15 protein-coding genes are annotated in these 14,553 nt (G+C 29.8%); 10 read left to right on the top strand and 5 right to left on the bottom strand.

Features of this window, described 5'->3' with window-relative positions; translation table 11 throughout:
* The first annotated feature begins 21 nt into the window (after positions 1-21).
* The 9 genes from WHD07_RS09215 (at position 22) to truB (ending at position 9,720) form a co-directional block, all read left to right on the top strand.
* Positions 22-1,443 (top strand): DUF5689 domain-containing protein, encoded by a 1,422-nt coding sequence (locus tag WHD07_RS09215; RefSeq protein WP_343330953.1) that lies wholly within the window; start codon positions 22-24, stop codon positions 1,441-1,443.
* A 149-nt stretch (positions 1,444-1,592) separates the two neighbouring features.
* Complete coding sequence (locus WHD07_RS09210; RefSeq protein WP_105050047.1) at positions 1,593-2,264, top strand: TIGR02594 family protein; 672 nt, start codon at positions 1,593-1,595, stop codon at positions 2,262-2,264.
* 86 nt (positions 2,265-2,350) lie between these two features.
* Positions 2,351-4,363, top strand: coding sequence for a hypothetical protein (locus WHD07_RS09205; RefSeq protein ID WP_343330952.1), 2,013 nt, complete (start codon positions 2,351-2,353; stop codon positions 4,361-4,363).
* 82 nt (positions 4,364-4,445) lie between these two features.
* Positions 4,446-6,539: a hypothetical protein gene (locus tag WHD07_RS09200; protein ID WP_343330951.1), complete on the top strand. Its 2,094-nt coding sequence runs from the start codon at positions 4,446-4,448 to the stop codon at positions 6,537-6,539.
* A gap of 53 nt (positions 6,540-6,592) precedes the next feature.
* A complete protein-coding gene (gene mce / locus WHD07_RS09195) occupies positions 6,593-7,003 on the top strand; it encodes a methylmalonyl-CoA epimerase (protein ID WP_105050052.1) in 411 nt (136 codons plus the stop codon).
* Positions 7,004-7,068: 65 nt separating this feature from the next.
* Complete coding sequence (locus WHD07_RS09190) at positions 7,069-7,947, top strand: cell division protein FtsX (RefSeq protein WP_105050053.1); 879 nt, start codon at positions 7,069-7,071, stop codon at positions 7,945-7,947.
* Between the two features lie 4 nt (positions 7,948-7,951).
* The gene (locus WHD07_RS09185; RefSeq protein ID WP_105050054.1) at positions 7,952-8,194 is read left to right on the top strand and encodes a DUF3098 domain-containing protein; all 243 of its coding nucleotides are present in this window, start codon (positions 7,952-7,954) and stop codon (positions 8,192-8,194) included.
* A gap of 2 nt (positions 8,195-8,196) precedes the next feature.
* The gene (locus tag WHD07_RS09180) at positions 8,197-9,006 is read left to right on the top strand and encodes an undecaprenyl-diphosphate phosphatase (protein WP_105050055.1); all 810 of its coding nucleotides are present in this window, start codon (positions 8,197-8,199) and stop codon (positions 9,004-9,006) included.
* A 9-nt stretch (positions 9,007-9,015) separates the two neighbouring features.
* Entirely contained in the window at positions 9,016-9,720 is a 705-nt protein-coding gene (gene truB, locus WHD07_RS09175) for a tRNA pseudouridine(55) synthase TruB (RefSeq protein WP_105050056.1), read from the top strand.
* Between the two features lie 77 nt (positions 9,721-9,797).
* Here the strand turns inward: truB and mscL are convergent, their stop codons facing one another.
* Genes mscL through WHD07_RS09160 form a run of 3 tightly spaced genes read right to left on the bottom strand, consistent with a single transcriptional unit; the run spans position 9,798 to position 11,982 of the window.
* Complete coding sequence (mscL, locus tag WHD07_RS09170) at positions 9,798-10,208, bottom strand: large conductance mechanosensitive channel protein MscL (RefSeq protein ID WP_343330950.1); 411 nt, start codon at positions 10,206-10,208, stop codon at positions 9,798-9,800.
* Between the two features lie 54 nt (positions 10,209-10,262).
* Entirely contained in the window at positions 10,263-11,360 is a 1,098-nt protein-coding gene (alr, locus tag WHD07_RS09165) for an alanine racemase (protein WP_343330949.1), read from the bottom strand.
* Between the two features lies 1 nt (position 11,361).
* Complete coding sequence (locus WHD07_RS09160; protein ID WP_105050059.1) at positions 11,362-11,982, bottom strand: thymidine kinase; 621 nt, start codon at positions 11,980-11,982, stop codon at positions 11,362-11,364.
* A gap of 100 nt (positions 11,983-12,082) precedes the next feature.
* On the opposite strand from WHD07_RS09160, the gene WHD07_RS09155 reads away from it, so the two are divergent.
* Positions 12,083-12,904, top strand: coding sequence for a hypothetical protein (locus tag WHD07_RS09155; RefSeq protein ID WP_343330948.1), 822 nt, complete (start codon positions 12,083-12,085; stop codon positions 12,902-12,904).
* Here the strand turns inward: WHD07_RS09155 and WHD07_RS09150 are convergent.
* On the bottom strand, positions 12,901-13,911 hold the full coding sequence (locus tag WHD07_RS09150; RefSeq protein ID WP_343330947.1) for a glycosyltransferase family 9 protein: 1,011 nt from the start codon (positions 13,909-13,911) through the stop codon (positions 12,901-12,903). The genes WHD07_RS09155 and WHD07_RS09150 overlap by 4 nt on opposite strands.
* Before the next feature lie 8 nt (positions 13,912-13,919).
* Positions 13,920-14,528 (bottom strand): DUF4254 domain-containing protein, encoded by a 609-nt coding sequence (locus WHD07_RS09145; RefSeq protein WP_343330946.1) that lies wholly within the window; start codon positions 14,526-14,528, stop codon positions 13,920-13,922.
* Positions 14,529-14,553 lie beyond the last annotated feature (25 nt).

The raw sequence follows: 14,553 nt of genomic DNA, 5'->3' as shown, positions 1-14,553 counted from the left end.
GTTAATTAAAAAAAAATAAAAATGAAAAAGAATAAAATAACCGCAATAGTTTGGGCGCTTGTAATAAGTATCTCTTTTATAACCTGTGTAGAAGATGGAAACTTTACAGTGCCAGAAAGTTTAGGAAATGAAGAAAATGAAGCTGTAAGTCAGATTTTAGATAGTATTGCTGCCGGATCGCTTCAATTAAAAACGATACAACAGCTAAAAGAATTGTATATAATTGGGGATAATCCTTTAGAAATTACTTCTGACATTGTTGTAAAAGGATATGTAATTTCTTCGGATAAATCTGGTAATTTTTATAAAGAGTTTTATATGCAAGATGCTCCAGAAAACCCTACTGGAGGCATAAAAGTGGCTTTAAATTTAAGCAACAGTTATAATAAATTTAATATTGGTAGAGAAATTTACATTCGTTTAAAAGGGCTGTATGTTGGCGAAATTAATTCGGGAGATGGTAATATAACCATCGGAGGAAAAGTAAGTACTACAGATCTTAATGAAATAGAAAACGTAACAACAAATCAAATTCCGAATCATATTTTTAGAACAGAAACAACAGAAGAAATTGTACCAAAATTAATTGATTTTGCAGGGATTAATGAAACCCATATAGGAACTTTTATTGCTTTAAAAAATGTGTTTTTCGATGCTAAATTAGCAGGTAAATCGTATGTAGACCCAAAAGAAGATTTTGATACACAACGTAAAATTCAAACTTGTTTAGGGTTGGGATATGATTATATATTGCTAGAAACGAGTTCTTTTTCTCGTTTTTCAAGTGAAACCTTACCCGAAAAAGCAGGAACTATAAATGCAATTGTTTCTAAAAATTTTAATGGGGATTTAATTGTACTTAATTTAAATAATACAGATGATGTTTACATGAATGATGAAAGATGTACACCTTTACCGATAGAAGAGTATACGACAATTTTGTTAGAAGAAAATTTTGATACTGAGTCTGGGGAAATAGATGTTTTAAATTGGATTAATTTTAGGGAGGAAGGAACAAAGTCTTGGAGGTCTTATACGGATACCTATTCGCAAAGTAAAGCTGCGCGAATGAATTCTATTAATTCTGGAGATGAAAGCACAATTACTTGGTTAATTACATCTGGTATTGACTTAGATGCCACATCACAAGAGTTTTTGTCTTTTGAAACTTCTAATAGTTTTGGAAATGGTAGCGATTTACAAGTTTTAATTTCTACAGATTTTAATGGAAATGAAAAGAATATACATACGGCTACGTGGGCTATTTTACCAGCAAAAATAGTTTCTAATGGCGAGAATTATAAGAGTTGGGTGCATTCTACCTATATCGATTTATCCAATTATTCTGGTACAGCTTTTATCGCTTTTAAATATACCGGAAATGGTAATGTGAATTTTGATGGTACTTATGAGTTGGATAATATTAGTGTTATTGCTAAATAACTACTATCTAAGAGGTGTTTCCCTTACCTAAAAAAGGGAAAAACACTTTTCTTAATTAATGTATTTTACTACTGTTAATCAGTTGTTTACCTTTTATTGTCCTTTTTTTTTATTGCAATTTTGATGTATTGAAAATTAAAAGCGGTAAGATGAAAAATTTATTAAGTGTTGCAATTAATGAAATAGGAGTAAAAGAAATAGCAGGAAGTAGACATAGCAAGCGCATTTTAGAGTACGCAAAAGAATCTGGTTTTCCTTGGGTTAATGATGATGAAACTCCTTGGTGTAGCATTTTTATGAATTGGGTAACTAAAAAAGCCGGATTAAAAAATAGCAACTCTGCAGCTGCACGTTCTTGGCTAAATGTAGGCGAATCGGTAAATAATCCAGAACCTGGTGATGTGGTTGTTTATTATAGAGGAGACTTTAATTCATGGCAAGGTCATGTTGGTATTTTTATGGGGTTTTCTGCAGATGGAAGCAGAATTTACACTTTAGGAGGAAATCAATTAGATGCCGTATCTATTTCGGCTTATGCAGCCGATAAATTATTAGGTTTTAGAAGATTAAATCCCAGTAGAAAACCAATTTTACCAAAACCAATTTTAAAAAGAGGATCTAAAGGAGAAGAAGTTGTAAAGCTGCAAAATATCTTAAAAAGTCTAGACTACGCTGTAGGAACTTCAGATGGAGACTTTGGCCCAAAAACACAAAACGCACTTATCTTATTGCAATCTACAGAATTTGGTAGAGAAGCTAACGGAGTTTATGATGAAGGTACCAAAATATACATCAATTCTTTATTAGAAAATAGAAGCTAATCAATTTAAAAATAAAACCAAACGGCGTTAACCGAAAAGCCATTTTTAAATAGAGTAGGTAAAATTAAAACTAAAAACTAAAAAAGATGTCAAAAGTTCAACCACTAGGTTATCCGCACGCAGGTGCAGGAACCGTAGAAATTTTATTAAAAGAAGAAGACGGTGCAGATTATGCAGTATTATTTTCTCCAGATCCAAACAATATTTTATTAAGAGAAAATAATCAGGCAATGCAGTTTTATTATTATCCTAAAAACCCAAGATTGGCAAAGTTTCCTGATGATAGATTTAAATTTTCTATGCAAGTTTTTAAATCTGAAGCAGATGAAACTACCGTAATTGGGGCAGAAGGTTTAGAAGAAGAAGCAGGTGGTTACACAACACTTACTACAACCATAGATTTGCCAGAGGCTTTACTTAAAATAGCAATAGATAAATTAAAAGATAAACTTCATAAAGAATTTAACAACAATAGAACATCTAAGTTATTTGGACTATTTTCTTTTAAAAAAGGGGTAGATAGAGACTTTAATGAAACAAACGTTAGGCCAATTCAGTTAGTGGAAAACAATATTAATATGCATATTATTGGCGAAGATGGAGACGATAAACCTTTTGGAGGTATGAATCCTTGGAGCTTTAATGTACAAGGAGATGGAGCAGGTAGTACTTTTGGTTTGGGAGAAAATGCATTTTCTATCTTAATGGGGCGTAACAGTGCATCATTAGTTAAAAGTGCATTAGAAAACGGAAACAATAATTTAGTTGTAGAAAATGCTATTAGGTATAAAGGTTATTTGCCAACGACTACAATTAAAACTACTGTAAATGCTAAAAAGGTACATAACTACTTTTCTGCTAAAAGTAATGTAAATTTTGCCTTTGTAGATATAAATTGGGAACATGAGTACGAAAAAATTAGAACAGAGGGAGGTATTGTCTCTGAGGTAATTACGGATGAGCAATTTTCTTCTGATGAAAGAAAAACATTAGAAGAAAGTTTACTAACAAAGCAAAGAGAGTTTGCTTTCGAAATTCTAAAAAAACAAATTTTTGATGTTGCCGATAAAGAATTTACACCTGCAGAAGCTCCAGAAAAAAGAGGTGGGTTGTTCAATATTTTTAGATGGAAAGGTAGTGTAGGTGTTAGCTTAAAATCTGGAAAACAAATTAGAGAAGTAGATTTTACAGACGAAATTAAATTTTCTGCAATAGAAGTTATGGACTCTAAAATAAGCGGAAGCTTAGACCCATTAACAGATCTAACAGGAGATGCTGCAAAAGAAGATCTTAAAAAATATATTACAGAAGTTCGTTTAGATGAAGATTTTCAAAAAGTACAAATTATTACCTCTTTAAATGGTGGTTTAATAAAATTAGATAGAGATGGAGATATTATAAATGATAGTCCTGTAAGTCAGGTTTCTATAGAAGTTGGTTATCCTAATTCTAGAGGGAATATAGTTTGGAAAAGTTCTGGAAGAATGATTGCTCCAGAAGGCACTCCATACATAACAAAAACCAGTAGATCTGGTAAAACCATAGATGCTATTTTTCCTGCAACTTGGGGTTCTAGAGAAACAGAAAAAAATGCCTTTGTTTTTAGTTTTGTTAAAAATGAAACACCTAGTAAAATTACGGTGCGCCAAAACATAATGTATGAAAAAGATAAGCGAGTAAGAGTTAAAGATAAAGTAAATGAATTTGAGTTTGATGGCACTAAAATATTTATTCCGTTACCAGTACAAAATGCTGTAAACTATACTTTATCTACAGAAGAGCTTTATGAATGTGATACTTTAGAAGTTAGAATTAAGGCAGATAAAATGGCTACTAAAAAAATAAGATTTACAGAAGATAATTATGAGGATTTAATTCCGCTAAAGGTATGGTATGAAAACGATTATAAAATTAAGCCTACTAAATTTAAAATTAAATATACTTGTAAAGGTAAAGTAGATGGCAAAACAGAAAAGGTAAAAATTGCTACAGATTGGCAAGAACTAGACTATCAAGAGGGAGATGTTTTATTTGAAATTCCGTCTGGTACAGAAGAAGAAAATGAAATGATTGTTGCTATAAGAGAAGAGCTAGAGTAAACTTAAAAACTATAATGTTAAGAGGTTGTTTTTAAATTAATTCTTTATAAATAACCTCTTTTTAATTTTAAAAATAAATGATATGCCAAATGCTAAACTTTTTAAAGTACAAGGTTCTAAAATTGTACCTGCAAATAGATTTAACCTTAAAGCGTCTAAGCCTAGTATTAGTTTTAACGCTATAAAACCAAATGTTTTTTCCGTAATAAAACATCCTGTTGTACATTCTATTAACTTTGTTCCTGTTAAAAGTGAAGCTCATTTACCGTTGGTTAGTAATAGAAGTAAAATAACAAAAACAACTGTTTTTACAGATAAAAACAACTCAAAACTTAAATTGCAGTTTCCAAAAATTGTAATAACACCACTTAATAATACTCTTTTTTATTATGAAACTGTTTTAGATTCTAAAGGTTATGAAGATGGTTATTTGGGTAGGGTAACCTTAAAGTATAGTGTAGTAAAAATTAAAAAAGTTGGGTTTAATTATGTCGATTTAGATTTAAAAGAAGTTATTCTAAACTTAAAAGTTAAGCAAGAAGTTATAAAAATTAATGGTTTAATTGATTCTAAAGCTAAAAGTATCGTTTTTAAATTAAAAGACGAAGCTGTAAAAATTGCTTTTTTTAGCCTTATTACAGAATTTGATGATTTTAAGTCTAGTGTAGATTTGTTTTTTGCTTTTAAGGGGTATTCAAATCCAGAAGTAAATTCTAAGTTGGCAATTCAATTTAATAGAATAAAAGATTTTAGTTTACTAAGAAAAAAAGTAAAATTAACACAAAGCCCTTTATTATTTAGAAATAAAAAAGTAGAAAGTAATTTAACAATTAGAAACTTTAAGAAGCTTCAAATTAAAAATAAAGTAAAACCAACAAAAGACTCAGGTTTAGTGAAAAGTACATTTTTGCTAAGAATTAATGAGAAATTAAATTATCAATTGCCAGAAAATGCGGCACAAAGTATTTATAAAAATGTAAACGGAGGCTTAAATAATAACCCATTTAATTTAAATATAGAGTATTCAGATTTTAAGCAAATTTATGTACCGGGTATAGAAAATAATTACCTTTCTATCTATAAGTCTGCTTTACAGCCAAATACTTTTCTTTTAGTGCCAAAGCAATATCATTTAACTAGAGATATAGATACAATGCAACCTTGTATAACCACTATATTTCATGCTTTTGAAGATGGAACAGGTTTAACAGAAGATATTTCTAAAATTAGTTTTTTGTTTGCAATTGGTCCAAAATTAACAGATTTCGACTTAGCGAAACTAAAAATAGATTTATATAATAATAAATGCATTGAAAAAGATACTTTAAATTATTTTGACGAAATTCAATTTTTATTTCCTAATGATATCGGTGCTAAATATGAGGTAACTGGTAATTCTTTTTTACAGAAGGCAGCTATTACTGTAGATGGTAAGTATTTTATTTTTAATAGTGATACCGAAAGTTTAAACGAAGCTAGTTTATTAATTAATGCACTTAACAATTCAGTTTCTCAATACGCAAATATTAATTTTTCACATAAAGAAATTAAAGATTCTAGTATTTTAGAATTAAATGTAGAGAAATCTACAGGAGAAGCTATTAAAGCAGAAATAATAGACGAGTTTAAAAAAATTAAATTAGAAAACATATCACTTTCTCCGTGTAGGGTAAATGCAGTTTTAAGTATAGATCAATCAAATAAAACCTTTATAAACAAAAGTTTTTTTAACAATTTTCAACTTATAGAAAGTGAAGGTGTAGTACTTTTAAATCAAAATACATTTCTTAGTAATAATAGCACAGAAATAAAAGAGTTGTTTTTTAACCATGAAAGTATAGAAGATTTAAGTTCAGAGTTTAGCCAAATAGTATCTAGTTCTACAGATTATAATAGATATGTAACTGTAAGAATCAACTCACAAAAAGACAGTGTAAAAAAAGTTTTTATAGATATTACCATAGATGATACAGGGAGTAGTTTTAAGATAATGAAACACAGGCAAGATTTTAGAACACCAATATTGTTTAATTTTATTTTAAAAAACACAGAAAACAGACAAACAACTATTTCTTGTAAAACAGATTATTTTGATGTAAATGATAATTTAATAAATACCATTACAAATACTATAGATTACACAAATACTGCAAACATAAATATACAAGAAGGTTAAGTTTAAGGTTTTATTATTTCTAAAATAAAAAAATAACCATTACTTTTATCTATATGGATAAAATAGAACATATTGGCATTGCTGTAAAAGATTTAGAAAAGTCTAATCAGTTATTTGCTTCACTTTTTGGGAAACCACACTATAAAACGGAAGAGGTTGCTTCTGAAGGTGTAAAAACCTCTTTTTTTCAATCAGGTCCCAATAAAATAGAATTGTTAGAAGCTACACATCCAGAAAGCCCTATTGCTAAGTTTATCGAGAAAAAAGGAGAGGGAATTCATCATATTGCTTTTGCTGTTACTGATATAAAAGCAGAGATAGAAAGACTTCAGAAAGAAGGTTTTGTAGTTTTAAATAAGCAGCCAAAAAAAGGAGCAGATCATAAATTAGTTGTTTTTTTACATCCAAAATCTACCAATGGAGTTCTTATTGAGTTATGTCAAGAAATAGATTCGTTAAAATAATGCTAACAGTTACGGTAACTGCATTCTAATTATTATCTTGCAAACTTTTAAAACCAATCTAAAATATGTCTTCTAAATTTGATGCTTATCAAAAACGACGACTGCTATCTTCTTACTTTTCAGTAGTAGTAAGTATAGCTTTAGTACTTTTTATGGTCGGTATTTTGGGGTTGGTTTTGTTAAAATCTACCTTTGTTGCTAATCGTGTAAAAGAAAAAGTAGCAATTACGTTGTTCTTAAAAGACAATGTTTCTACAAAAAATAGAAATAATTTTAAAGAATCTTTACAAAAGGAGGCCTTTACTAGAACAATTATTTATACAAGTAAAGAAAAAGCAGCAAAAATTTATAGTGAAGAAATTGGTGAAGATTTTCTTAAATTTTTAGGAGAGAATCCTTTAAAAAACGGCATTGATATTTACTTAAAAGCCGATTTTGTAACTCCAGAAAAAATGCAAGAGCTAGAAGAACGTTTTCTTAAAAATGCTTTTGTATCGGATGTTTCTTATGACAAACCATTAATTAATTTATTAACCAAAAACATAAAACGAATTAGCTTTTGGCTGTTAGTTGTAAGTGGTTTTTTTGGTTTAGTGGCTATGATTTTAATTAATAGCTCAATAAGATTGTCTATATATTCTAAACGATTTAATATTAAAACCATGCAAATGGTAGGCGCCACAAAAGGGTTTATTAGAAGACCTTTTATTTGGCAAAGTATAAAACTAGGTATATTAGGCGCTCTTTTAGCTATTATAGCATTGGGAGTTGTTGTTTATTATGTAGATAAATATGCACCTAGTTTAGCGTTAATTAAAGATTATGTTACGTTAGGGTATTTAGTAGGAGGCGTGTTTATTGCTGCCTTTTTAATTACTTGGATCAGTACCTTTTTTGCTACACAACGTTTTTTAAACTTAAAAACAGACGAACTTTATTATTAAAACAATGGAAAACGAAAACACACAACAACCAGCTTTTTTATTTGGTAAAAAAAATTATATAATCATGATTGTTGGTATCATTTTTATTGCTCTAGGTTTTATATTTATGGCAGGTGGCGGAAGTGATAATCCTGAGGTTTTTAATGAAGAAATATACAACTGGCAACGTATTCGTTTAGCGCCAACATTAGTAATTATTGGTTTAGGAATTGAAATTTATGCTATTTTAGCAAATCCAAAAAAATAAACATGAATTTAATAGAAACAATTATTTTAGCTGTTATTGAAGGAATAACAGAATATCTGCCTGTGTCATCTACTGGACACATGATTATTGCATCGTCTTTTATGAAAATTGCTACAGACGATTTTACCAAACTTTTTACCATTGTAATTCAATTAGGCGCTATTTTATCTGTGGTTGTTTTGTATTGGAAACGATTTTTTCAGAGTATCGATTTTTACTTTAAATTATTAATAGCATTTATACCAGCAGTAGTTTTAGGTCTGTTATTAAATGATGTAATAGATAGTTTGTTAGAAAGTCCGGTAACGGTTGCTATTTCTTTAATTATTGGTGGTTTTATCCTCTTAAAAGTAGATGATTGGTTTAAATCTAATGAAGTTTATGATAAAGAAAACCCAACAGCGCATACAGAAATAAGTTATATGACTGCGTTAAAAATTGGTTTCTTTCAATGTTTAGCAATGATTCCTGGTACCTCTAGAAGTGGTGCAAGTATTGTTGGGGGTATGACTCAAAAAATTAATAGAAAAGCTGCCGCAGAATTTTCATTCTTCTTAGCAGTGCCAACCATGTTAGGAGCAACTGCATATAAAATTTATAAATACTATAAAGCAGGTTTTGAGTTATCTTCAGATCAGGTTAATTATTTAATTGTTGGTAATATTATTGCTTTTGTAGTGGCTTTAATTGCTATAAAATCATTTATAGATTATTTAAGTAAAAAGGGGTTTAAGATTTTTGGTTATTACAGAATTGTATTGGGAATTGCGTTATTAGTAATTCATTTTTTCATTTATAGATTAACAATATAATTTTTGTTGATGACTGAAGAAGATTTTAAAAATGGTCAAGTTTTATTAATTGATAAGCCTTTAAATTGGACCTCCTTTCAAGTAGTTAATAAGCTTAGATGGGAAATAAGACAGCGCTTTAAGATTAAGAAAATTAAAGTGGGGCATGCGGGTACTTTAGATCCGCTTGCAACAGGTTTGTTAATTATTTGTACAGGTAAGCAAACAAAAGAAATACACATTTATCAAGGGCAAGAAAAAGAATATACAGGTACATTTACAATAGGAGCTACAACACCAAGTTACGATTTAGAATCAGAAATAGATAAAACCTATCCAACAGCCCATATTACAGAAGAATTATTACACGAGACTACTCAACAGTTTATAGGTGATATTCAGCAAAAACCACCAATTTTTTCAGCAATAAAAAAAGATGGTAAACGTTTGTATGAGTTGGCAAGAAAAGGAGAAACTACAGAGATTAATGCAAGAACTGTAACTGTTTCAGAATTTGAAATCACAAAAATAAATTTACCAGAAGTAGCATTTAGAGTTGTTTGTAGTAAAGGAACTTATATCCGTTCTTTAGCGTATGATTTTGGACTAGCTTTAAACTCAGGCGCACATTTATCAGCATTAAGAAGAACCAAAATTGGTAATTTTTCTGTAGAAAAAGGAGTTTCTGTAGAGCGTTTTATTAATGATTTACAAGAAGATACTTTAGAATCTTAACAAAATAATATTTGTTTTAAGCATAAAAAAACCCAAGCATTTGCTTGGGTTTTTATTTTATAAAGAAAAGTAGAAAATTATTTCTTAGCTAATAAATCTCTAATTTCTGCTAATAAATCTTCTTGACTTGGTCCTTTTGGAGCTTCAGGAGCTGGAGCTTCTTTCTTTTTTGTTTTATTGTATGCTTTTACAATCATAAACATTACAAAACCAACAATAATTAAGTTGATAATTGTATCTATCCAAGCACCATAAGTAATTGCGTTTTCTGGAGTTGCTACTTTACCAGCTGCGTCTAAAACTGCTTCAGATAATATATATTTTTGATCTGCTAAACTTACGCCTCCTGTAAATACACCAACAATTGGCATCACAATATTACTTACAAATCCTTTTACAACTGCACCAATTGCACCTGCCATAATTACTGCTACTGCAAACTCAATTACATTACCACCAGTAATAAATTCTTTAAATTCTTTTAACATTTTATTTGATTTTTTAATTAATTATTAGAATACAAAAGTAGTAAAAAAAAACTACTACTTTAACACTTTGTTAACACGTTGAGAAATTGCTGTTAATGTTTCGTACGGTATTGTTTCAGAAACATCTGCAATGTGTTGTATCATTTCTTGATTGTTAAAGACAATTACGGCATCACCTTCTTTACAATCAATTTTAGTAATATCTACCATAATCATATCCATACAAACGTTACCAATAATTTTTGCTTTTTGATTATTGATAAGAACATATCCTTTTTTATTACCCAGTCTTCTAGACAATCCATCTGCATGACCAATAGGTATTGTAGCGGTTTTACTTTGTCTTTTAGCTGTAAAAGCTCTGTTATAACCAACAGTTTCTCCGGGTTCTATAATATGAATTTGAGAGATAATAGATGTTAAATTATGTGTATTTTTAAGTTGCGCCGTTTCTTTTTCATCATTACCAAAACCATACAAACCAATACCAATTCTAACCATATCAAACTGTGCTTTTGGGTAGTTTATAACGCCAGAAGTGTTTAAAATATGTAACATAGGTTCGTAACCCAAGTGCTTGTAGAATTGCTGTGCTATGTATGCAAAATTATTAATTTGGTTGATGCTAAATTCTTGCTCTTCTAAATCTTCACTAGCAGCAAGATGAGAAAATAATGAGTGTACTTTTACGTGGGTTGTTTCTTTTAAGTGGGTAATTATTGTAGGAATATCTGTATGCCAAAAACCTAATCTATTTAAACCTGTATTAAATTTTAGGTGAATTGGGTAATTCATTAGCGGAGTTTCATCTGCTAATTTTAAAAATGCATCAAAAATTCTAAAGTTATATAAACATGGTTCTAGTCTATATTCTACAATAGATGCTATGTTTTGTATATGTGGGTGTAAAACCAAAATAGGGGTTTCTACGCCTGCTTTACGTAGTGCAATTCCTTCAATAGCGTAGGCAACTGCAAAATAATCTACTTTTTCTTCTAAAAACTTGGCAATTTGTACGGCATCACTTCCATATCCAAAAGCTTTAACAACAGCTAAAATTTTTGTTTCTGGTTGTAGTTTTTCTTTAAAATAATTTAGATTGTGCAACAATGCATTTCCGTCAATCTCTAAAACTGTAACATGATTATTCATTTTATTCCGAACTTGATTCAGAATCTTTTTGACTTAAGATTCTTTGTTTTTGTATTGCTTTGTAATACGCAGCCCTACTTAAAGGCTCATATTCTTGAGTTTCCCCTAACATTACCAAATCATCATTTTTCGCTTTTCTAAAACTGTAATGCGCTAAGTTTCCGGTGTGTGTACAAACAGCATGTACTTTTGTAACATACTCTGCAGTTGCCATTAAAGCAGGCATTGGACCAAAAGGATTCCCTTTAAAATCCATGTCTAAACCTGCAACAATTACTCGAATGCCTCGGTTTGCTAAATCATTGCAAACGGCAACAATTTCATCATCAAAAAACTGAGCTTCATCAATACCAACAACATCAACATCTGTAGCTAATAAGCGAATGTTTGATGCTACAGGCACAGGTGTAGAGCGAATTCTATTATCATTATGAGATACCACTTCTTCTTCATCATAACGTGTATCAACCGCAGGTTTAAAAATTTCTACGCGTTGTTTTGCAAATTGTGCACGCTTTAATCTTCTAATAAGTTCTTCTGTTTTTCCAGAAAACATGGAGCCGCAGACAACTTCTATCCAACCAAATTGTTCTGAATGATTTACTGTATTTTCGAGAAACATTTTGTAATTTTAGGCTTTAGAATATTAAATTTGATGTTACTTTGAATTTCAACAAATTTATGAATATTTACGAGTAAAAAATAACTTCAATAGACAACTTATGCACAAAAAATTAGAAGCTGATTTAATCAGTTTAGCACACAGCATTTTACAATTAAAAAATAAAGAAGATGTGTTTGCTTTAAAAGAAATATCAAAAGAAATTTATGAGAAATTATCTTTGTTAGCATTTGTAGAAGAATATGTAAACACCACACCCGCTTTAGAAGAAACAACAGAAGAACTAATTTCTAAGGTTGAAAAAGGGTTAGAATTACAAGAAAAGTCTAAAGAGGATATTTCTATTGATATTGAGGTAATTGATGAAGTTGTTGTTGAAGAAATACAAGTAGAGGAAGAGCAAATTGTTTTACCAATAGAAGAAACAATTGAGCAAGAAATAGTTGAAGAAATAGCTGTAGAGGAGGTAAAAGAAGAAGTAAAGGTAGCTGTTGAAGAAATTATAGAACAACCTTTTGCAGAATTAGAAGAAATTATGTTTGCAGAGCCAGAACCTACAGAAATAAAAGAAGTTGTTAAGGCTAAAGAAAGTAAGGTATTGTCTTTAGAAGAAGAATTAGAAGATACTATTTCTGTGGATGAAATGGCTACTTTATTTGATATACCTGTACAAAAATCTTTAAACGATAGGCTAACAACCAATATTCAGATTGGTTTAAATGATAGAATTGCATTTGTAAAGAATTTGTTTGACGGTAGTCAAGAAGATTTTAACAGAGTTGTTTCTCAATTAAATACATACCCAACAGAAAAAGAAGCAAAAAAGTTTATCAATAAAATGGTAAAGCCAGATTATGATTGGTCTACTCAAGAAGCGTTAGAAGCTCGTTTTATGGAAATAATAGAACGCAGATTTGCTTAAAGAATACTTTTTACTTTTTCTATAATTTGTTTAGGAGCAATACTTTTTGCACAATCTAAATAACCTTCTGGATATTTATTACCATAAATAGAAGTTGGCACTAAAGGATATTCTTTAGTGTCAGCTAATAAGGCGTAATCTTTTGGTTGGTTAAATGGCGCAAAACCAGCAAACGGATGCGTAACTCCCCAAATAGTAATTACTTTTACTCCATACATTGCTGCTAAATGAGCATTGCCAGAATCCATAGAAATCATACAATCTAGGTTAGAAATGGTGTCTAATTCTTCTGTAAAACTTAATTTCCCTGCAGCTAAATAAATGTTTTGGTTTGTTTTTAGGGTTTCTAATTGTGCAACATCACTTTTACCGCCAAATAGCAAAATGGTGTAGTCTTTAGAAAGCTGTTCTACAACAATTTTCATTTGATCTAAAGGATACATTTTACTTTTATGAGCTGCAAAAGGCGCAATTCCTATAATTTTACGTTCTGAAGTTATAACGTTTTTTAAGGCAATCGGAATTGCTTTTTTATCAGAAAAAACAGGGCTAGATAAATCAATCGTAAAACCTAATTTTCTAAAAACATCTGCATAACGTTCGTGCGAAGTTTTTAGTTGTTTAAAGTTTTCTTTAGAAATTAATGCTTTTTTCTCTTTTCGTCCTTTATCAATCTGAATACATTTTTTATTAAAGAATAGCAGTTTTAAAACATTACTTCTTAAAACATTATGTATATCAGCAATTGCAGTAAAATGAAAAGGTTTTAATTCTTTGTATAATTTAAATAATCCTAAAAAACCTTTGTGTTTTCCTTTTTTATCAACAGGATAAACAGTTACGTTTTTAAAATCTTTAAATATAGGTGTTAAAAATTTTTGCGTTAAAATTGTAGCTGTAACATCTTTGTTTTGTCTAAATAAAGCGTCTAAAACAGGCACTAAAATAGCAACGTCTCCCATTGCTGAAAGACGGATTACTAAAATATTTTGCTTAGAGTTAGACAAGAAGTGTATTATTTAGAAGCTCTTAAAACAGGGTTTAATTCCGCGTCATTATACATTTTCATTTGCTTGTAAACCTTCATGTATTTTTTACCATTTTCAATATCTTCTAATAAATCATCAATTGCGGTAGATAAGTCGGTACGTTGTTCTAAAAGAACGGCTAATTTTTTAGAGCAACTTGCTTTGTGTGCATCAGAAGCATCTTCTCTAACCGTTTCTAAATGCATGTGGTAAATCTTTAAAGCTAAAATTGATAATCGATCAATTGCCCAAGCCGGACTTTCAGAGTTTATTTTTGCGTCTTTAGAAACTGTAATGTCTTTATATTTATCTAAAAAGTAGCTGTCTATAAACTCTACATTATCAGTTCTTACTTGGTTAGAAGCGTCAATTTTTCTTTTTAATACAAGTGCATCTTCCGCATTTATATTTGGGTCTCTAATAATGTCTTCATAAGCCCATTGTGTAGCATCTACCCAACATTTTTCGAAAAGTAAAAAATCTATTAAATCAGTTTTTTTATCAAAAGGATTTGTGCAAACTTGTTCAACCTCTGGTTTATTTTTATAAGTTTTAATACAATTATCAAAAATTTCGTTGGCTTTTTTAGAAAACATATACTATATAATTTAAGGAACAAAA

Source organism: Polaribacter staleyi (genome assembly GCF_038024045.1).
In the GTDB taxonomy this organism is placed as follows: Bacteria; Bacteroidota; Bacteroidia; order Flavobacteriales; family Flavobacteriaceae; genus Polaribacter; species Polaribacter butkevichii.
Note: the sequence above shows the minus strand (reverse complement) of the source record. Positions and strands in the feature narration are given on the sequence as shown.

Bases quoted from the DNA above. Each gene is read 5' to 3' on its own strand.
- WHD07_RS09215 (WP_343330953.1), top strand. From the start codon at position 22: ATGAAAAAGAATAAAATAACCGCAATAGTTTGGGCGCTTGTAATAAGT.
- WHD07_RS09210 (WP_105050047.1), top strand. From the start codon at position 1,593: ATGAAAAATTTATTAAGTGTTGCAATTAATGAAATAGGAGTAAAAGAA.
- WHD07_RS09205 (WP_343330952.1), top strand. From the start codon at position 2,351: ATGTCAAAAGTTCAACCACTAGGTTATCCGCACGCAGGTGCAGGAACC.
- WHD07_RS09200 (WP_343330951.1), top strand. From the start codon at position 4,446: ATGCCAAATGCTAAACTTTTTAAAGTACAAGGTTCTAAAATTGTACCT.
- mce (WP_105050052.1), top strand. From the start codon at position 6,593: ATGGATAAAATAGAACATATTGGCATTGCTGTAAAAGATTTAGAAAAG.
- WHD07_RS09190 (WP_105050053.1), top strand. From the start codon at position 7,069: ATGTCTTCTAAATTTGATGCTTATCAAAAACGACGACTGCTATCTTCT.
- WHD07_RS09185 (WP_105050054.1), top strand. From the start codon at position 7,952: ATGGAAAACGAAAACACACAACAACCAGCTTTTTTATTTGGTAAAAAA.
- WHD07_RS09180 (WP_105050055.1), top strand. From the start codon at position 8,197: ATGAATTTAATAGAAACAATTATTTTAGCTGTTATTGAAGGAATAACA.
- truB (WP_105050056.1), top strand. From the start codon at position 9,016: ATGACTGAAGAAGATTTTAAAAATGGTCAAGTTTTATTAATTGATAAG.
- mscL (WP_343330950.1), bottom strand. From the start codon at position 10,208: ATGTTAAAAGAATTTAAAGAATTTATTACTGGTGGTAATGTAATTGAG.
- alr (WP_343330949.1), bottom strand. From the start codon at position 11,360: ATGAATAATCATGTTACAGTTTTAGAGATTGACGGAAATGCATTGTTG.
- WHD07_RS09160 (WP_105050059.1), bottom strand. From the start codon at position 11,982: ATGTTTCTCGAAAATACAGTAAATCATTCAGAACAATTTGGTTGGATA.
- WHD07_RS09155 (WP_343330948.1), top strand. From the start codon at position 12,083: ATGCACAAAAAATTAGAAGCTGATTTAATCAGTTTAGCACACAGCATT.
- WHD07_RS09145 (WP_343330946.1), bottom strand. From the start codon at position 14,528: ATGTTTTCTAAAAAAGCCAACGAAATTTTTGATAATTGTATTAAAACT.